Source organism: Pseudomonas sp. PDM05, assembly GCF_014851685.1.
In the GTDB taxonomy this organism is placed as follows: domain Bacteria; phylum Pseudomonadota; class Gammaproteobacteria; order Pseudomonadales; family Pseudomonadaceae; genus Aquipseudomonas.
In genome coordinates this window covers 65,329-78,915 of record NZ_JACVAC010000007.1, presented here as the reverse complement: position 1 = coordinate 78,915, position 13,587 = coordinate 65,329, and the positions used below count along the sequence as shown (strand labels likewise).

General features: G+C 61.1%; 13 protein-coding genes and 1 tRNA gene. 2 read left to right on the top strand and 12 right to left on the bottom strand.

All coding sequences use genetic code 11. The features are described from left to right. Positions 1-158: 158 nt before the first annotated feature. The 5 genes from IB241_RS15590 to IB241_RS15570 form a co-directional block, all read right to left on the bottom strand. Positions 159-232, bottom strand: a tRNA-Gly gene (locus IB241_RS15590). Positions 233-388: 156 nt separating this feature from the next. Next, positions 389-1,273 carry an alpha/beta fold hydrolase gene (locus IB241_RS15585; protein ID WP_192299182.1) on the bottom strand — a complete coding sequence of 295 codons (885 nt, stop codon included), beginning with the start codon at positions 1,271-1,273 and terminating at the stop codon, positions 389-391. A 307-nt stretch (positions 1,274-1,580) separates the two neighbouring features. Beyond that, positions 1,581-2,273, bottom strand: a complete 693-nt coding sequence (locus tag IB241_RS15580; protein WP_192299181.1) for a 16S rRNA pseudouridine(516) synthase — start codon at positions 2,271-2,273, stop codon at positions 1,581-1,583. Further along, a complete protein-coding gene (locus IB241_RS15575; RefSeq protein ID WP_192299180.1) occupies positions 2,273-2,485 on the bottom strand; it encodes a cysteine-rich CWC family protein in 213 nt (70 codons plus the stop codon). The genes IB241_RS15580 and IB241_RS15575 overlap by 1 nt, the downstream gene beginning before the upstream one ends. An 85-nt stretch (positions 2,486-2,570) precedes the next feature. Next, positions 2,571-4,193 (bottom strand): methyl-accepting chemotaxis protein, encoded by a 1,623-nt coding sequence (locus IB241_RS15570; protein WP_192299179.1) that lies wholly within the window; start codon positions 4,191-4,193, stop codon positions 2,571-2,573. Positions 4,194-4,511: 318 nt separating this feature from the next. On the opposite strand from IB241_RS15570, the gene IB241_RS15565 reads away from it, so the two are divergent. Next, positions 4,512-4,880 (top strand): hypothetical protein, encoded by a 369-nt coding sequence (locus IB241_RS15565; protein WP_192299178.1) that lies wholly within the window; start codon positions 4,512-4,514, stop codon positions 4,878-4,880. A gap of 54 nt (positions 4,881-4,934) precedes the next feature. Here IB241_RS15565 and IB241_RS15560 read toward each other — a convergent pair whose 3' ends face one another. After that, positions 4,935-6,047 carry an enoyl-CoA hydratase/isomerase family protein gene (locus IB241_RS15560; RefSeq protein WP_192299177.1) on the bottom strand — a complete coding sequence of 371 codons (1,113 nt, stop codon included), beginning with the start codon at positions 6,045-6,047 and terminating at the stop codon, positions 4,935-4,937. Between the two features lie 136 nt (positions 6,048-6,183). On the opposite strand from IB241_RS15560, the gene ung reads away from it, so the two are divergent. Further along, positions 6,184-6,876, top strand: coding sequence for a uracil-DNA glycosylase (ung, locus tag IB241_RS15555; protein WP_192299176.1), 693 nt, complete (start codon positions 6,184-6,186; stop codon positions 6,874-6,876). Positions 6,877-6,892: 16 nt separating this feature from the next. On the opposite strand, the gene IB241_RS15550 is transcribed toward ung, so the two are convergent. From IB241_RS15550 to IB241_RS15525, 6 genes are all read right to left on the bottom strand, one after another. Beyond that, positions 6,893-7,822: a YncE family protein gene (locus IB241_RS15550; protein ID WP_192299175.1), complete on the bottom strand. Its 930-nt coding sequence runs from the start codon at positions 7,820-7,822 to the stop codon at positions 6,893-6,895. Between the two features lie 126 nt (positions 7,823-7,948). After that, complete coding sequence (locus IB241_RS15545) at positions 7,949-8,977, bottom strand: AbrB family transcriptional regulator (protein WP_192299174.1); 1,029 nt, start codon at positions 8,975-8,977, stop codon at positions 7,949-7,951. Then, positions 8,970-10,484 carry a tripartite tricarboxylate transporter permease gene (locus IB241_RS15540; protein WP_192299173.1) on the bottom strand — a complete coding sequence of 505 codons (1,515 nt, stop codon included), beginning with the start codon at positions 10,482-10,484 and terminating at the stop codon, positions 8,970-8,972. The genes IB241_RS15545 and IB241_RS15540 overlap by 8 nt, the downstream gene beginning before the upstream one ends. Position 10,485: 1 nt before the next feature. Next, the gene (locus IB241_RS15535; protein WP_192299172.1) at positions 10,486-10,944 is read right to left on the bottom strand and encodes a tripartite tricarboxylate transporter TctB family protein; all 459 of its coding nucleotides are present in this window, start codon (positions 10,942-10,944) and stop codon (positions 10,486-10,488) included. Between the two features lie 129 nt (positions 10,945-11,073). Then, on the bottom strand, positions 11,074-12,057 hold the full coding sequence (locus tag IB241_RS15530) for a Bug family tripartite tricarboxylate transporter substrate binding protein (RefSeq protein WP_192299171.1): 984 nt from the start codon (positions 12,055-12,057) through the stop codon (positions 11,074-11,076). A gap of 34 nt (positions 12,058-12,091) precedes the next feature. Next, positions 12,092-13,384 (bottom strand): OprD family porin, encoded by a 1,293-nt coding sequence (locus IB241_RS15525; RefSeq protein WP_192299170.1) that lies wholly within the window; start codon positions 13,382-13,384, stop codon positions 12,092-12,094. Between the last annotated feature and the right edge of the window lie 203 nt (positions 13,385-13,587).

Below are 13,587 nucleotides of genomic sequence, written 5' to 3'. Positions count from 1 at the left end.
CGAAGTGTTCCGCACCATACATCGCGCCATACACGGAATCAAGGGCAATGTGGGTATGGATGGGAATAGAAGGGATCAGCCGGGAGTTGGGTTGGTTCAGTGTTTGCGGGGGCTTGGGGTGTTTCGGGAGGGGGAGGGATAACGAGGGATTGAAAAGGTGGAGCGGGTAGAGGGAATCGAACCCTCGTCGGAAGCTTGGGAAGCTACTGTTCTACCATTAAACTATACCCGCTCAGAGCGGCTGACTTTGTACCAGATGTTCATCGGGATTTGAAGTTTTTCTTTGGAAAATGTGCAGGTTGCGTGCGTCGGATAAACCGATGGACGGAGCCTGTGCAGGAGCAAGTCTGCGTTCGATCACTGACTTTCTCCTGCACAGGATCGCATTTCAGATTGCAAATGCATGCTGTGTCTGGCCTTGGTGGTACCGCAATCGGCTGGCTGGCCGCTCTGATTTCAAGAAGCCGAGGACCGCGTCCCGGCTGTCCCGGCACGCTGCCTTGTGCTCCATATCCAGGAAGTGCCCGGTGGCCTGGATGGTGTTGAAGCTGCTGTTGGCCACATGTTGGCCGAACAGCTTGGCATCCTCGGCGCTGGTGTATTCGTCCCATTCGCCGTTCAAGAACAGCACCGGAATGTCGATCTGCTTGGCTGCCTTGAGGTAGCACAGTCGATCACTGTTGAGCACTTGGCTGATGTGGAAGTGCATCTGCCCGTATTCATGCTCGGCCAGGCTGCTCACGTGCTTGTAGTTGAAGCGCTTGAACAACGACGGCAGGTGTTTGCCGATGGTGTTGTTGACGAGGTGGCCGACGCGGTCGCGGTCGAGGTTGCCGAGGTAGTCAACGCCACGTTCAAGGTAGTCGCGCATGGGCGCGTTGATCACGGGTGAGAACGAGCTGATCACTGCCTTCTCCACACGGCGCGGGCGGTGGGCGAGGGCGACCAGGGTGGCGGCGCCGCCCCAGGAGAATGACAGCACGTGTTCGGCGGCGAAGTGGTCGATGAGTTCCAGGAGGATCTGGCCTTCGACGTCCTTTGTCAGCATTTGCTCATGACGGTTATGGATTTTGGAACGGCCAGCATAGGGCTGATCGTACAAAACCACATTGAATTGCGGGTGCAGGCTTTTGACGGTTTGAGCGAAGGATGCCGTGGTGGCCATGGAGCCATTGACCATGATGATGGTCTTTGCAGCAGCGTCCGCGCGATAGAACTCCGTGTAAACCCGATACTGACCCTGTATATCCAACACAGCGATTTCTGGCCTCATGTCGTAAGACTCCTGGCAAGCGGGTAGGGCGCGCAGGTAACTCTGCACGAGCTTTGTGACAGGTAGGCATACGCCTGGAAAATGAGCGCCCATGTCGATCCGCTGACGGCTGGCCGACGGGTGTTGTTATGGCGGGCAGTTTTGCCTGGAAGGCCCGTAGATCAAGCGCGGGCGGGGGTAGGGTGTTTCTTGGAAGTTATAGGCGACTCGCCAGTCATAATTTGGCTGGTGATTTGGATTCAAGCAGCAGACCTGCCACCTCGCAAGGTTATAAAACGGTTTTTTGCCATCACCGGCCGAACGGTCGTCAGACCTGTCGGATTTCGTCGTCGGTCAGCGCCCGGTACTCGCCCGGCGCCAGGGCGGCATCCAGCACCAAGGGGCCCATCCGCTCGCGATGCAGGCCGATGACCTTGTTATCGAAATGCCCGAACATACGCTTCACCTGGTGATAGCGCCCTTCAATGATGCTCAGCCGCGCCGTTCTCGGCCCCAGCAACTCAAGTGCGGCCGGTTGGGTGGTGAGGTCTTCGAACGCAAAGTACAGGCCTGCGGCAAACGTCGGCGCGTATTGCGGGCCGATGTCCTGTTCGGTCTCGACAAGGTAGACCTTGGGCAGCTTGGTCTGCGGCTGTGTCAGGCGCCGTGACCACTGGCCGTCGTTGGTGATCAGCATCAGGCCGGTGGTGTTGAAGTCCAGGCGCCCGGCGATATGCAACTCGTCCTTGTCCGGTTCATCGAGCCAATCGAGCACGGTCGGGTGTTGCGGGTCTGTTGTAGCGCTCACGCACCCCTGCGGCTTGTGCAGCATGAAATACCGCGCCGGTTTGCCCGCCTGCAGAACCTCATCATCAACACATACACGACTGAATTCGCGCACTTCATGGTGCGGATCGCTGACTGCAACGCCGTCGACGGTCACACGCCGTTCAACCAGCAGCAGACGCACTTGCTTGCGATTGAAACGTGGCAGGTTGCTGAGGAAACGATCGACGCGCATTACGGCTGCTCAAGTCCGCGTAGCTGCGCATCCACCTGGGCACAGTGCGGACACAGGCAGGCTTTGTTGCGCAGATCATCGGGCAGCGCTTCGAGCACCGCCGGGTCGATGGTGACGCTGTAGCACCAGCAGGCCTGGTCGACGGTGCGAGGGTCGGCCAGGGCGCAGTCGTTGCGGGCGCCGCAGGCGGGGCAGAGGGTTGGCGTGGTCATCGGTCGGTTCAGGCTGAAAGGGTGCAAGGTCCCGGTGAGTCCCGGTGTGCCTTGCACGATACAGCGCTGCCCCGACGCAGGCTACTTACAGCTGGAACTTGCTGACCAGTACGTTGAACGATGTGGCCAGGCGCGACAGGTCCTGGCTGGAGGCGTTGGTCTGGTGGGCGCCAGCGGCGGTCTGGGTGGACAGGTCCTGGATGTTGAGCAGGTTGCGGTCGACTTCACGGGCAACCTGGGCCTGCTCCTCGGAGGCGGAGGCGATCACCAGGTTGCGCTCATTGATCAGCGCCACGCTGTCGGTGATGCGCTGCAGCGCTTCGCCGGCATTTTGCGCCAGGGTCTGGGTGTTGTTGGCCCAGGTCAGGCTTTTGTTCATCGCGGCCACCGCGTCGTCGGCGCCCACCTGCACTTCCCCAATCATTTTTTCGATGTCGACCGTGGAGGTTTGGGTGCGATGAGCCAACGCACGCACTTCATCGGCCACCACCGCAAAACCACGGCCTTGCTCGCCTGCGCGGGCCGCTTCGATGGCCGCATTGAGCGCCAGCAGGTTGGTTTGGTCGGCGATGCCGCGGATCACGTCGATCACCTTGCCGATTTCCCGCACCTGGCCGGCGAGGTCTGCGACCGACTGCGTCGAATCGTTGATCTCGACCACCATCGCGCTCATGCCGGACACCGCCTGCGCCACCTGCTGGCGGCCGTCTTCGGCTTCGTCGGTGGCCTTGCGCGAGGCTTGCGAGGTGGACACGGCGTTGCTCGCCACTTCGTCCACGGCGGCGGTCATCTGGTTCACGGCGGTGGCGGCTTGCTGGATTTCGTCATTCTGGCGGGTCAGCCCACGGCTGCTTTCTTCGGTGACCGCGCTCAGTTCTTCGGCGGCGGAGGCCAACTGGTCGGAGGCATTGGCGATTTCCAGCAGGGTGCTTTTCAGGCCACCTTGCATGTCCGACAGCGCCATCAGCAGTTGCCCGGCTTCGTCGGTGCGTTCGGTGAGGATGGCGTGGGTCAGGTCGCCACGAGCAATGCGCTGCGCACTCTGCACCGCTTGTGCGATAGGGCGGGTGATCAGGCGGGTGATCAGCACGCCAATGATGATCGCGATCAGGAAGGCCATCACGATGCCGCCGATCATCCAGGCCATGGCGCTGCTGCGCAGTTCGTCGGCGGCCACGGCGCCTTCCTTGATCTGGCGGTTATTCGACTCGATGATCACGCGAATCAGCTCGCGTGCCTGGCGGAACAGTTCGTTGTTGGTGCTGTTGAGCTGGGCCCGAGCCTGCTCGACCTGGCCGCCGTCGAGCATGGCCATGATGCGTTCGGAGTTGCTGATATAGGTGGGCCAGATCTGGTCAAGCTTGTCGCCCGCCGCCCGTTCGTCGGCTTCCAGCGGTGTCGCGCGGTAGGTGGCGTAGGCGGCCTGGCTGCGCTTGAGTTCGGTGGCGATGTCCTGACGCACGCGGTCGCGGTCTTGCTGGGAGACGTCGCCTTTGCTGGCATCCATCAGCCGGTACAAACCGCGGTTGTGCGCGACCAGGCCATTGAGGGTGGCGGCGGTGGTGCTGACCGAAACCAGATTGTTGGAGAACGTCAGTTCCAGCGCGGTGGCGAGTCGGACCACGCCTTTGATGCCCAGCGTACCGACCCCAAGTGTGACCAGTGCACAGAGTAGAAATGAAAGTAGAAGCTTGGTTGAAATTTTCATGGCTCGAATCCGAGGGAGTTGGCGAAGTACGCACGCTAGAGCCTCCCTGGCCTGGTGCGATGTCATAGCGACATCATCGCAATCAACAAAGTTTCGGGCCAGATAAATTTACTGAATCGATACAGCCCCATGATGGATAAACCTTATGCGTGAGTACGCTGCGCAGGGCGTGTATCGGCAACCTGTGTAGTTGTGTCTAGTTGTAACCAAAACGCACCAGATTCGGTTTTTGTTGTCAGATATTTCGTCATTCGGTGAAAGCTGAGTGCCGCCCCCCAGCGTCGCTGGAGGAGCTCCTTCGCGGTCCAGGAGGCCGCCATGTATCGACGACTGCTGCTCAGCGCTTTATTCGGTCTGACCCTTTCAGCCTGTGTGCCCTACTACGATGGAGGCCAGAGTTACTATCGATCCGAGGTCTATACGTCACCGGCGCCGGCGTATTACTACGGGGGTGGCACCGCTTACCAATACCGCCGTGATTACTACCCCGCACCGCGTTATTACGCGCCGCAACCGCGCTACTACCCGGCGCCGCGCTATTACCAGCCGGCCCCGCGTTACTACGGCCCGCGTGCCGGTTACCGGCCCTATCCGAACCAGGGCTGGGGTGATCGTGGCGATCATGGCGGGCATGATGGACGTGGTCGCGGTTCCGACCATGGCGGCGGCCGCGGCGGTCACCGCTGACAGGACTTGAAAGCAAGCGGCGCAGGAAGCGCCGCTTTTTTTTGCGCGAAATACTCAGTATTCGGACAAATCCGCCAGCGGGTGGCGACCTTCCCACACCTTGTGGAAGTGAGCCTGTACGACCGCGTCCGGCAGGCTGTTGATGTCCGGCCAATGCCAGTGCGGCGTCTGGTCCTTGTCGATCAAGCGCGCACGCACGCCTTCGCTGAACTCCGGGTGACGGCAGCAATTGAGGCTCAAGGTGTATTCCATCTGAAACACCTGGGCCAGGGACAGGTGACGGGCTCGGTGCAGTTGTTCCCACACCAGGTGCGCGGTGAGTGGGCAGCCTTCGCTCAAGGTCTTGCCGGCACGGCTGAACAGCGGGTCGTCGTGCTCGCGCAACTGGCTCAAGGCGCGCCAGGCTCCGCGTACATCACCCACGTCCAGCCAGGCGTCGATCTGCGTCCGGCGCGGCAACCACTGCGCTTCGGGTTGCTGGCTGACGGCTTCCTGGGCCAGCGCCTTGAGCAGGCTGTTGAGTTGTATCGACGTTTGTTCCTGCCAGTTCAGTTGCAGCAGGCCTTCGATCAATTCGTCCTGCTGGTCGTCGCGCAGGAAGCGGTCGGCCAGGCCCAGGTCCAAGGCATCGCGACCGTTGATATGCGCGCCGGTCAGGCCGAGGAACAGGCCGAGCTTGCCCGGCATGCGCGACAAGAACCAACTGGCGCCCACATCCGGGTACAGGCCGATACTGATCTCCGGCATTGCCAGGCGGCTGCTTGGCGTAACGATGCGCACCGACGCACTTTGCAGCAGGCCCATGCCGCCACCCAGCACATAGCCGTGGCCCCAGCAGATCAGCGGTTTCGGGTACGTGTGCAGGTGATAGTCGAGGCGATACTCCGCCGCAAAAAACTGCGCGGCCAGCGCCGGCACCACGCCGGGTTGTTCGCGGCACTCCATCGCGAGGCTGCGCACTTCGCCACCGGCGCAAAATGCCTTGGGCCCATTGCCGCGCAGTAGCACGCACACGATATTCGGGTCTTTCGCCCAACTGTCCAGGCGTTCGCCCAGGGCCAGGATCATCGGTAGGGAGAGGGCGTTGAGGGATTTTTCGGCGTCCAGGCTGGCGATACCGATGCGGGCACCGTCGCTGCCGGTCAGCTCTTCGAAGTGCAGGTTCATCGTGACCTCATTCAGGAAGGTAGAGGATTAGTATGATCGCTTCGTAGGAAAGTGCCGGTGGTGTGTCAGATCAATTGACAAGCGGGGTCGGCTTTCCTAGGGTTCGCCTCATTCTTTTTTACAAGACCATTGCATCATGACCGAAGGCGACCGTATCAAACTCGAACCCACCTGGAAGCACGCCCTGCGCGATGAGTTCGAGCAACCGTATATGAGCCAGTTGCGCGAGTTCCTGCGCGAGGAACATGCGGCCGGCAAAGAGATCTACCCGCCAGGCCCGCTGATCTTCAACGCGCTCAACTCGACGCCGCTGGACAAGGTCAAGGTGGTGATCCTCGGCCAGGACCCGTACCACGGCCCCGGCCAGGCCCACGGCCTGTGCTTCTCGGTGCAACCGGGCATACCCACGCCGCCGTCGCTGCTCAATATCTACAAAGAGCTCAAGCGCGACCTGAACATCGACATCCCCAACCACGGTTGCCTGCAAAGCTGGGCGGATCAGGGCGTGCTGCTGCTCAACACCACCATGACCGTGGAGCGTGCCAACGCCAACGCGCATGCGGGCAAGGGCTGGCAGTTTTTTACTGATCGGATTATCGAAGTGGTCAGCGCGCATCAGCCGCACTTGGTGTTTTTACTGTGGGGCGCCCATGCCCAGGGCAAGCAGAAGTTGATTGATGCGACCAAGCACCTGGTGCTGACGTCAGTGCATCCGTCGCCGTTGTCGGCGTATCGCGGGTTTTTGGGTTGCGGGCATTTCAGCCGCACCAACAAGTTTCTTGAGCAGAATGGCGAAACGCCGATTGAGTGGCGGTTGCCGTCGCTTTAATGTCGGTCGCTGTGCCCTACAAGCGGACTTCTGCCACTGTTGAACTGCCGATATTGGCGACGTATGCCAATCGGCCGCTGGGCGCTACAACGATGCCGCGCGGCTTGTCGAAGCCAGGGATCGTGCCAGTCACGGTTTGGGTGCGGGTATTGATGATACTGACTCGGTTGCCATCGGTTTCGGTGAGGTAGGCTCGCTCCAGCATCGTGTGAAAAGCGATCTGGAAAGGGCCGAGCAACCCGCTGAGAGTCGAGCTTGCCTGAGCGGTGGTGGTGTCCCCGATATACACCTCGCCACGATCCCGGTAGGTGATGTACACGCGAGCGGCGAAGCGTGCATGCACAATGCTGGTGGGCTCTCCAGCAATCGTGCTGGTTTGGAACACGACCCGATTGGTTCCCAGGTTGATGCTGGTCCAGTCATCGAGGATCGAGGCGACATGTGAGCGCGCGTTGCCGGGCGCCACACAAATGTCTCTGGGATGGCGCACGGCAGTCGCAGCGATTCGCTGATGGGTGCTGGTATCGATCGCCACCACTTGCGAAGCGCCTTGGTCAGCGACGTACAGGCGCGCACCGGTCGAATTCAATGCAATGCCCCGGACGGTGGTGAACCCCCTGATTTGATTGATGAGCGTGTTGGTCGAGGTGTCGATCACGTTGACAGGCGTATCGGTGGCTTGGCTGCCGTCGCAGGCATAGAGGCGTTGGGCAGTTGGGTGCATGGCGAGCCAGATGGGCGAGCCTGCCTCGGTGATCGTCGTGATGATGCTCAAGTTTGCGGTATCGATAACAATGATGCCTTGTGGAAGGGTGGAACTGGTGACGTAGAGGCGCGATCCATCACCATTCAACGCAAGGCGATTGGGCGCGCCTGGAACGGCGACCGTTTTGACGATGGCAGCCGGTTCGTCATCGGTTTTTTGATCCTTGAAAGACGGGCGCATGATCACAGTCCTCGATAGGCATGTGCACATCATTGATCATCGTGACGAGAGCGTTTGGCTAGCTGTCAGACTTGACAGTTCAGACGAATGGCAGTGGCCCTTGAGAGGCCACTGTTCGATGGCAGATCAGGTTTGGCGGTTCCAGTGACGAAACAGCGGCTCTGCCAAAAACAACACGAACAACAAGCGCATTACCTGCATCGCCGTCACCAACGGCACCGACAGTTGCAGGGTCTCGGCCGTGAGGCTCATCTCGGCAATGCCGCCGGGCATCATGCCCAGGGTCAGCGAGCGTAGATCCAGATGGGTCAACGCACTCAATCCCACCGCAGCCAACGTCGCCAAGGCCATGGTCAACGCCGTACCAACCAGGGTACGGCCCATGAACGACGGCGCCCGGCGAAAGAACTGACGATTGAAGTGGCAACCCAAACCGCTGCCGATCAACCACTGGCCGATCTGGCTGCCGCCATCGGGCAGGCCGATATGCAGATCCCATACGACGCTGGCGGTCGCACTCACCAGCAACGGCCCGAACAACCACGGGTTTGGCTGACGCAAATGCTGCCAACCCCAGGCCACCAATGCGCCAAGCGCAAACAACGCGAACAGCCACGGCCAACTCACCGGCGCCGGATGAAACTGTGGCGCGCCGCCTTCCAGCACATACTTGAAGATCGCCGGCACGCACAGCACCACCACCAGCACCCGCAGGCTTTGCCCCGCCGCGACCCGGCTGAGCACCGCACCATTGCGTGCGCCCAGGTTGACCATCTCCCCGGAACCGCCCGGCATGCTGGAGAAAAATGCGGTGGCGCGGTCTTCACCGCTGCGCCGCATCAACCAGACGCCGACCACGCTGGAAAGGCTGGTGATCAGCGCGCCGAAGAAGATCAGCCCGAAATGGCTCAGCACCTGCTCGATCACCAACGGCGTGAAGTGCAGGCCGATGCCAATCCCTACCACCCATTGGCCGCATTTGCGCCCGCCGGGAATCTCCGCCAACTGCCACGGCGTGAGGCAGCGCACCAGGATGATCGCCAGCAACGAGCCGACCATATACGGCAAGGGCCAGCCGACAAGGCTGGCCAGGTAACCGCCGGCCAGGCCGACCAGCGGTGTTCCCCACCAATGTTTAAAGGTGACTTCAGACATCGGCCACGGCACGACGCTGCAGGGCACGTTTGCGATAGATCCGTACCAGCGGTAAAGCCAGCATCAGCGCGGTCAGCACCCACACACCAAAGGTGATCGGGCTCGACCAGAGGATGTCCAGCGCACCGTTGGAAATCGACAGCGCCCGGCGCAGGTTCTGCTCCATCAAGCCGCCGAGGATAAAGCCCAGCAGGACTGGCGACAGCGGGAAGTCGAGCTTGCGCAGGATGTAGCCGAAGATGCCGATGCCGACCATCAGGAACAGGTCGAAGGTGGTGGCGTGAACGGCGTACACACCGATCGCGGTGATGATCGCGATCACCGGTACCAGCGCCCAGTTCGGCACGGCGAGGATGCGCGTGAAGATGCGGATCATCGGGATGTTGAGGATCACCAGCATGATGTTGGCGATAAACAACGAGGCGATCAGGCCCCAGACGATGTCCGGTTGCTGTTGGAACAGCAGCGGGCCGGGCGTGATGTTGTACAGCGACAATGCGCCGATCATCACCGCCGTGGTGCCCGAACCGGGTACGCCGAGGGTCAGCATCGGCACCAGGGCACCGCAGGCGGATGCGCCGATCGCGGTTTCCGGGGCGGCGAGGCCGCGCATGTCGCCCTGGCCGAATTTGCCGCTGGCACCGGCCATGCGTTTCTCGGTCATGTAGGCAACCGCTGAGGCCAATGTTGCGCCAGCGCCAGGCAGCACGCCCATGATGAAGCCCAGCAGGCCACAACGGATATTCACCAAGAAGACAGCGGATGCTTCCTTCAGGTTGAACATCATCCGTCCGGTGGCTTTCACGGCTTCCTGGCCACGGTGGGTTTTTTCCAGCAGCAACAGAATCTCGCTGATGGAGAACAGACCCAGCACCAACACCACAAACTGGATGCCGTCGGTGAGGTGGATGTTGTCGCCGGTAAAGCGGTACACACCGCTGTTGGCGTCGATGCCCACCGCCGACAGGAACAGGCCGATCAGCGCTGCAACAAAGGTCTTCAACGGTTTGTCACCGGCCATACCGCCGAGGCAGACAATCGCGAACACCATCAGTACGAAATATTCCGCCGGACCGAAGGCAATCGCCCATTTGGCAAGCAACGGTGCAAACAGCACCATGCCGCAGGTGGCGATGAACGCGCCGATGAACGAACTCCACGCCGACAACGACAGCGCTACACCCGCCAGGCCTTTGCGGGCCATCGGGTAACCGTCGAGGGTGGTCATTACGGTGGAGGCTTCGCCCGGAATGTTCAGCAGGATCGAACTGATCCGGCCGCCGTATTCGCAGCCCAGGTACACGGCCGCCAGCAGGATCAACGCCGACTCCGGCGGCAAGCCCAGGGCGAATGCAATCGGGATCAGCAAGGCCACGCCGTTGATCGGACCCAGGCCCGGCAACAGGCCGACTACGGTGCCGATCAAGGTGCCGCACAGCGCGGTCACCAGGTTGTACGGGGACAGTGCAACGCCGAAGCCCTGGCCCAAATAGCTGAAAGTATCCATATCAGTTCTCCAGAACGTCGAGCAGGCCGAGGGGCAGCGGAACATCCATGGCTTTATCGAACAGCAGATAGAGGCCCACGGCCATCAGGCTGACGATCACCACGCTCGGCAACCAGCGGCCGCCATACAGGCGCGCCATGGGGATGCCGATCAGCATGCTGCTGAGGATGAAACCCAGAGGCTCGAAGGTGGCGGCGAACACGATGAGCAGCGCCACGCAGATGCCGATCTTGATCAGGGTCTCGCGATCCAGCGCCGGTTCTTCTTCCGTGTGTTTGGTCGGCTGTGGGCGGATGATCATGTAGATCAGGCCCAGGCTCATCAGCCCGAGCATCAGCAGCGGGTAGGCACGAGGCCCGACCGGCTCGTAGGAAAATGCGGCCTGGTACGGCCACGCCATCAGCGCAAGACCGGCACAGACCAGCAGCATCACGCTGGCGAAAATGCGTTGTAAAAGCATAGGAAACTCCTAGGCCGCTTTTGTGGGAGCGCAGTGGCTCGCGAAGAATGCAAGGGCGCCGCGTGTATCCAGGCCGCACGCGTCATCGTTGACGTTTTTCGCGGGCAAGCGCGCTCCCACAGAGGGCATTTACTGGATCAAGCCAAACTCTTTGGCCAGCACTTTGTAGTCAGCCACCTGTTTCTTCACGTAGGTGTCCAGCTCCGGGCCGGTCATGGCGAACGGGAACAGCTCGCGCTGGTCACGCAGCTTGGCGAACTCGTCGGAGGCCAGCAGTTTGTCGAACGCATCTTTCCACCAGGCGTAGTCGGCATCGCTGACTTTTGGCCCGAGGTAGAAACCGCGCACCACTGGCCAGACGATGTCGTAGCCTTGCTCTTTGGCCGTCGGAATGTTCTTCATTTCCGGCTCGTCCAGGCGCTCTTCGGAGAACACCGCCAGCAGACGCATGTCACCGCTGAGGATGTGTGGCATGGAGTCGGAGATGTCGGTACTGCCCACCTGGATGTGACCGCCGAGCAGGGCGGTGGCGATTTCACCGCCGCCTTCGAGGGCCACGTAGCGCAGCTCACGCGGGTTGATCCCGGCGGCCTTGGCGATCAGGGCGGTTTGCATCCAGTCCTGGCTGCCGACGGTGCCGCCGGAACCGATGACGACACTGCCCGGATCTTTCTTCAGGGCTTTGACCAGATCGTCGAGGGTCTTGTAGGGCGAATCGTTTTTCACTGCGATGGCACCGTAGCTGGTGCCGACCGCTGCCAGCCAACGTACGGCGCTTTCATCGAAACGGCCGAACTTGCCCTGCGCCAGGTTCAGCAGCGAACCGCTGGACCAGGCCACCAGGGTGCCGGCATCCGCAGGGCGCTGCGCGACCACCGCGTTGTAGGCCACCGCGCCGACGCCGCCGGGCATGTAGGTCACGCGCATCGGCTTGCTCAGCAACTTCTCGTTGACCAGCGCGCTTTGCGCCAGTTTGCAGGTCAGGTCGAAACCACCGCCGGGGGAGGCCGGGGCGATGCATTCCGGGCGCTTGGGTTCTTCGGCGGCCAGCAGTTGGCCGGCGAACAGCATGCAGCCGGCGGCGAGGGCCAATTTACGCAGTGAAGGGGTCATTTTCTATCTCCGTCATTGTTGTTATGAGTGGCTGTTACCAAAGCGCAATGCTGTAGCTGACCAGCACGCGCATTTCATCCGCATCACGGGCTGAATAGTTGGAGCGGTACGTGGCGTTACGCAGGCGCACGGCCACATCCTTGAGCGTGCCGCTCTGTACGACGTATTTGATCTCGCTGTTGCGTTCCCACTCTTTGCCGGTGTCGCCGTTCTTGAGCTGGATGTTGTCACCCGAGATGTAGCGGCTCATGAAGCTCAGGCCGGGAATCCCCAGTTTGGCGAAGTCGTAGTCGTAGCGCGCTTGCCAGGAGCGTTCTTCGGCGCCGGCAAAGTCGTTGATCTGCACGAAGTTGACCAGGTACGGGTCGCTGCCATCCACATACGGAAACGCATTGTCACCGGACATGTGCTGGTAGCCGGCGCTGAGCTTATGGCCATTGAGGGCATAGCTGAACAGGCCGTTGAGGGATTTGTTGTCGATCTTGCCGCCACGGGCGCTACCGGTGTCATCACTGATGGCCAGGCGCAGGTCGGTGGAGAAGGTGCCGGGGCCCATCGGGCGGGCGGCGACCAGGCCGAGGAAGTGCTGGCGGTACACGTCATCGAGCTGGGCGAAGTGGTAGCTGCCGGTGATCTTGTCGGCGAATTTGTAGTCCACGCCACCGAAGTTGAAGTGCTTGCCGGTGGCGCCACTGACGAAGCGGCTGTTTTTGTTGTTGAGGGCGATGTCTTCGTAATTGGTGTCGTCGCGGTCCTTGGCTTTGTCCAGGCGGCCGCCGGTGAACACCAGGTTCTTGAACTCCTTGGAGGTGACCAGGCCGCCATTGAAGGTTTGCGGCAGGATGCGTCCGTCGTTGGGCTTGAGGATCGGCAGTTCGGGGGCCAATGAGCCGATCTTCAGCTCGGTGGCAGAGATCTTCACTTTACCGGTCAGGCCCAGCTTGGCGTATTCGTTGGCGGCGCGGCCGTCATCATGGGTGGGCAGCAGGCCGGTGCCGGTACGGTCGGGGCTGGAGTCGAGCTTGACGCCGAGCATGCCCAACGCGTCCACGCCAAAGCCGACGGTGCCGTCGGTGTAGCCCGATTGCAGGTTGAGCATGAACCCCTGGGCCCATTCGTCGCGTTTGGATTGCTGTGCACTGGTGCCGTCGCGGAAGTCGCGGTTGAAGTACATGTTGCGGGTTTCCAGGGTACCGCTACTGTCTTCGAAGAAGGCAGCCTGGCTAAGCGGCGAAAAGCCGGCAAGGGCAGCGGCGCTGGCAAGGGCGGTCTGGGTCAGACGGGAAAAACGCACAGGCGAGAATGCCTGGGGCTGTGTCGACAGCATCGTGGTGTACTCCGTTATTGTTCTTATTTTGGCGAAAACGCTTCGAGGCGTTTTTCGGGCGCTGCGGCTCAGGCAGCTCAGTGGGCAAAGACCACCGTGTCTGGATGCTAAAGGGCGAAGCTTTCACTAACCTTTCAACCACCTTTCAATGTTTTCGGGCTTCACAGGGCAGGTTGCGCCTGTAAACTGCCCGCCAAAGCGTG

Bases quoted from the DNA above. Each gene is read 5' to 3' on its own strand.
- IB241_RS15585 (WP_192299182.1), bottom strand. From the start codon at position 1,273: ATGAGGCCAGAAATCGCTGTGTTGGATATACAGGGTCAGTATCGGGTT.
- IB241_RS15580 (WP_192299181.1), bottom strand. From the start codon at position 2,273: ATGCGCGTCGATCGTTTCCTCAGCAACCTGCCACGTTTCAATCGCAAG.
- IB241_RS15575 (WP_192299180.1), bottom strand. From the start codon at position 2,485: ATGACCACGCCAACCCTCTGCCCCGCCTGCGGCGCCCGCAACGACTGC.
- IB241_RS15570 (WP_192299179.1), bottom strand. From the start codon at position 4,193: ATGAAAATTTCAACCAAGCTTCTACTTTCATTTCTACTCTGTGCACTG.
- IB241_RS15565 (WP_192299178.1), top strand. From the start codon at position 4,512: ATGTATCGACGACTGCTGCTCAGCGCTTTATTCGGTCTGACCCTTTCA.
- IB241_RS15560 (WP_192299177.1), bottom strand. From the start codon at position 6,047: ATGAACCTGCACTTCGAAGAGCTGACCGGCAGCGACGGTGCCCGCATC.
- ung (WP_192299176.1), top strand. From the start codon at position 6,184: ATGACCGAAGGCGACCGTATCAAACTCGAACCCACCTGGAAGCACGCC.
- IB241_RS15550 (WP_192299175.1), bottom strand. From the start codon at position 7,822: ATGCGCCCGTCTTTCAAGGATCAAAAAACCGATGACGAACCGGCTGCC.
- IB241_RS15545 (WP_192299174.1), bottom strand. From the start codon at position 8,977: ATGTCTGAAGTCACCTTTAAACATTGGTGGGGAACACCGCTGGTCGGC.
- IB241_RS15540 (WP_192299173.1), bottom strand. From the start codon at position 10,484: ATGGATACTTTCAGCTATTTGGGCCAGGGCTTCGGCGTTGCACTGTCC.
- IB241_RS15535 (WP_192299172.1), bottom strand. From the start codon at position 10,944: ATGCTTTTACAACGCATTTTCGCCAGCGTGATGCTGCTGGTCTGTGCC.
- IB241_RS15530 (WP_192299171.1), bottom strand. From the start codon at position 12,057: ATGACCCCTTCACTGCGTAAATTGGCCCTCGCCGCCGGCTGCATGCTG.
- IB241_RS15525 (WP_192299170.1), bottom strand. From the start codon at position 13,384: ATGCTGTCGACACAGCCCCAGGCATTCTCGCCTGTGCGTTTTTCCCGT.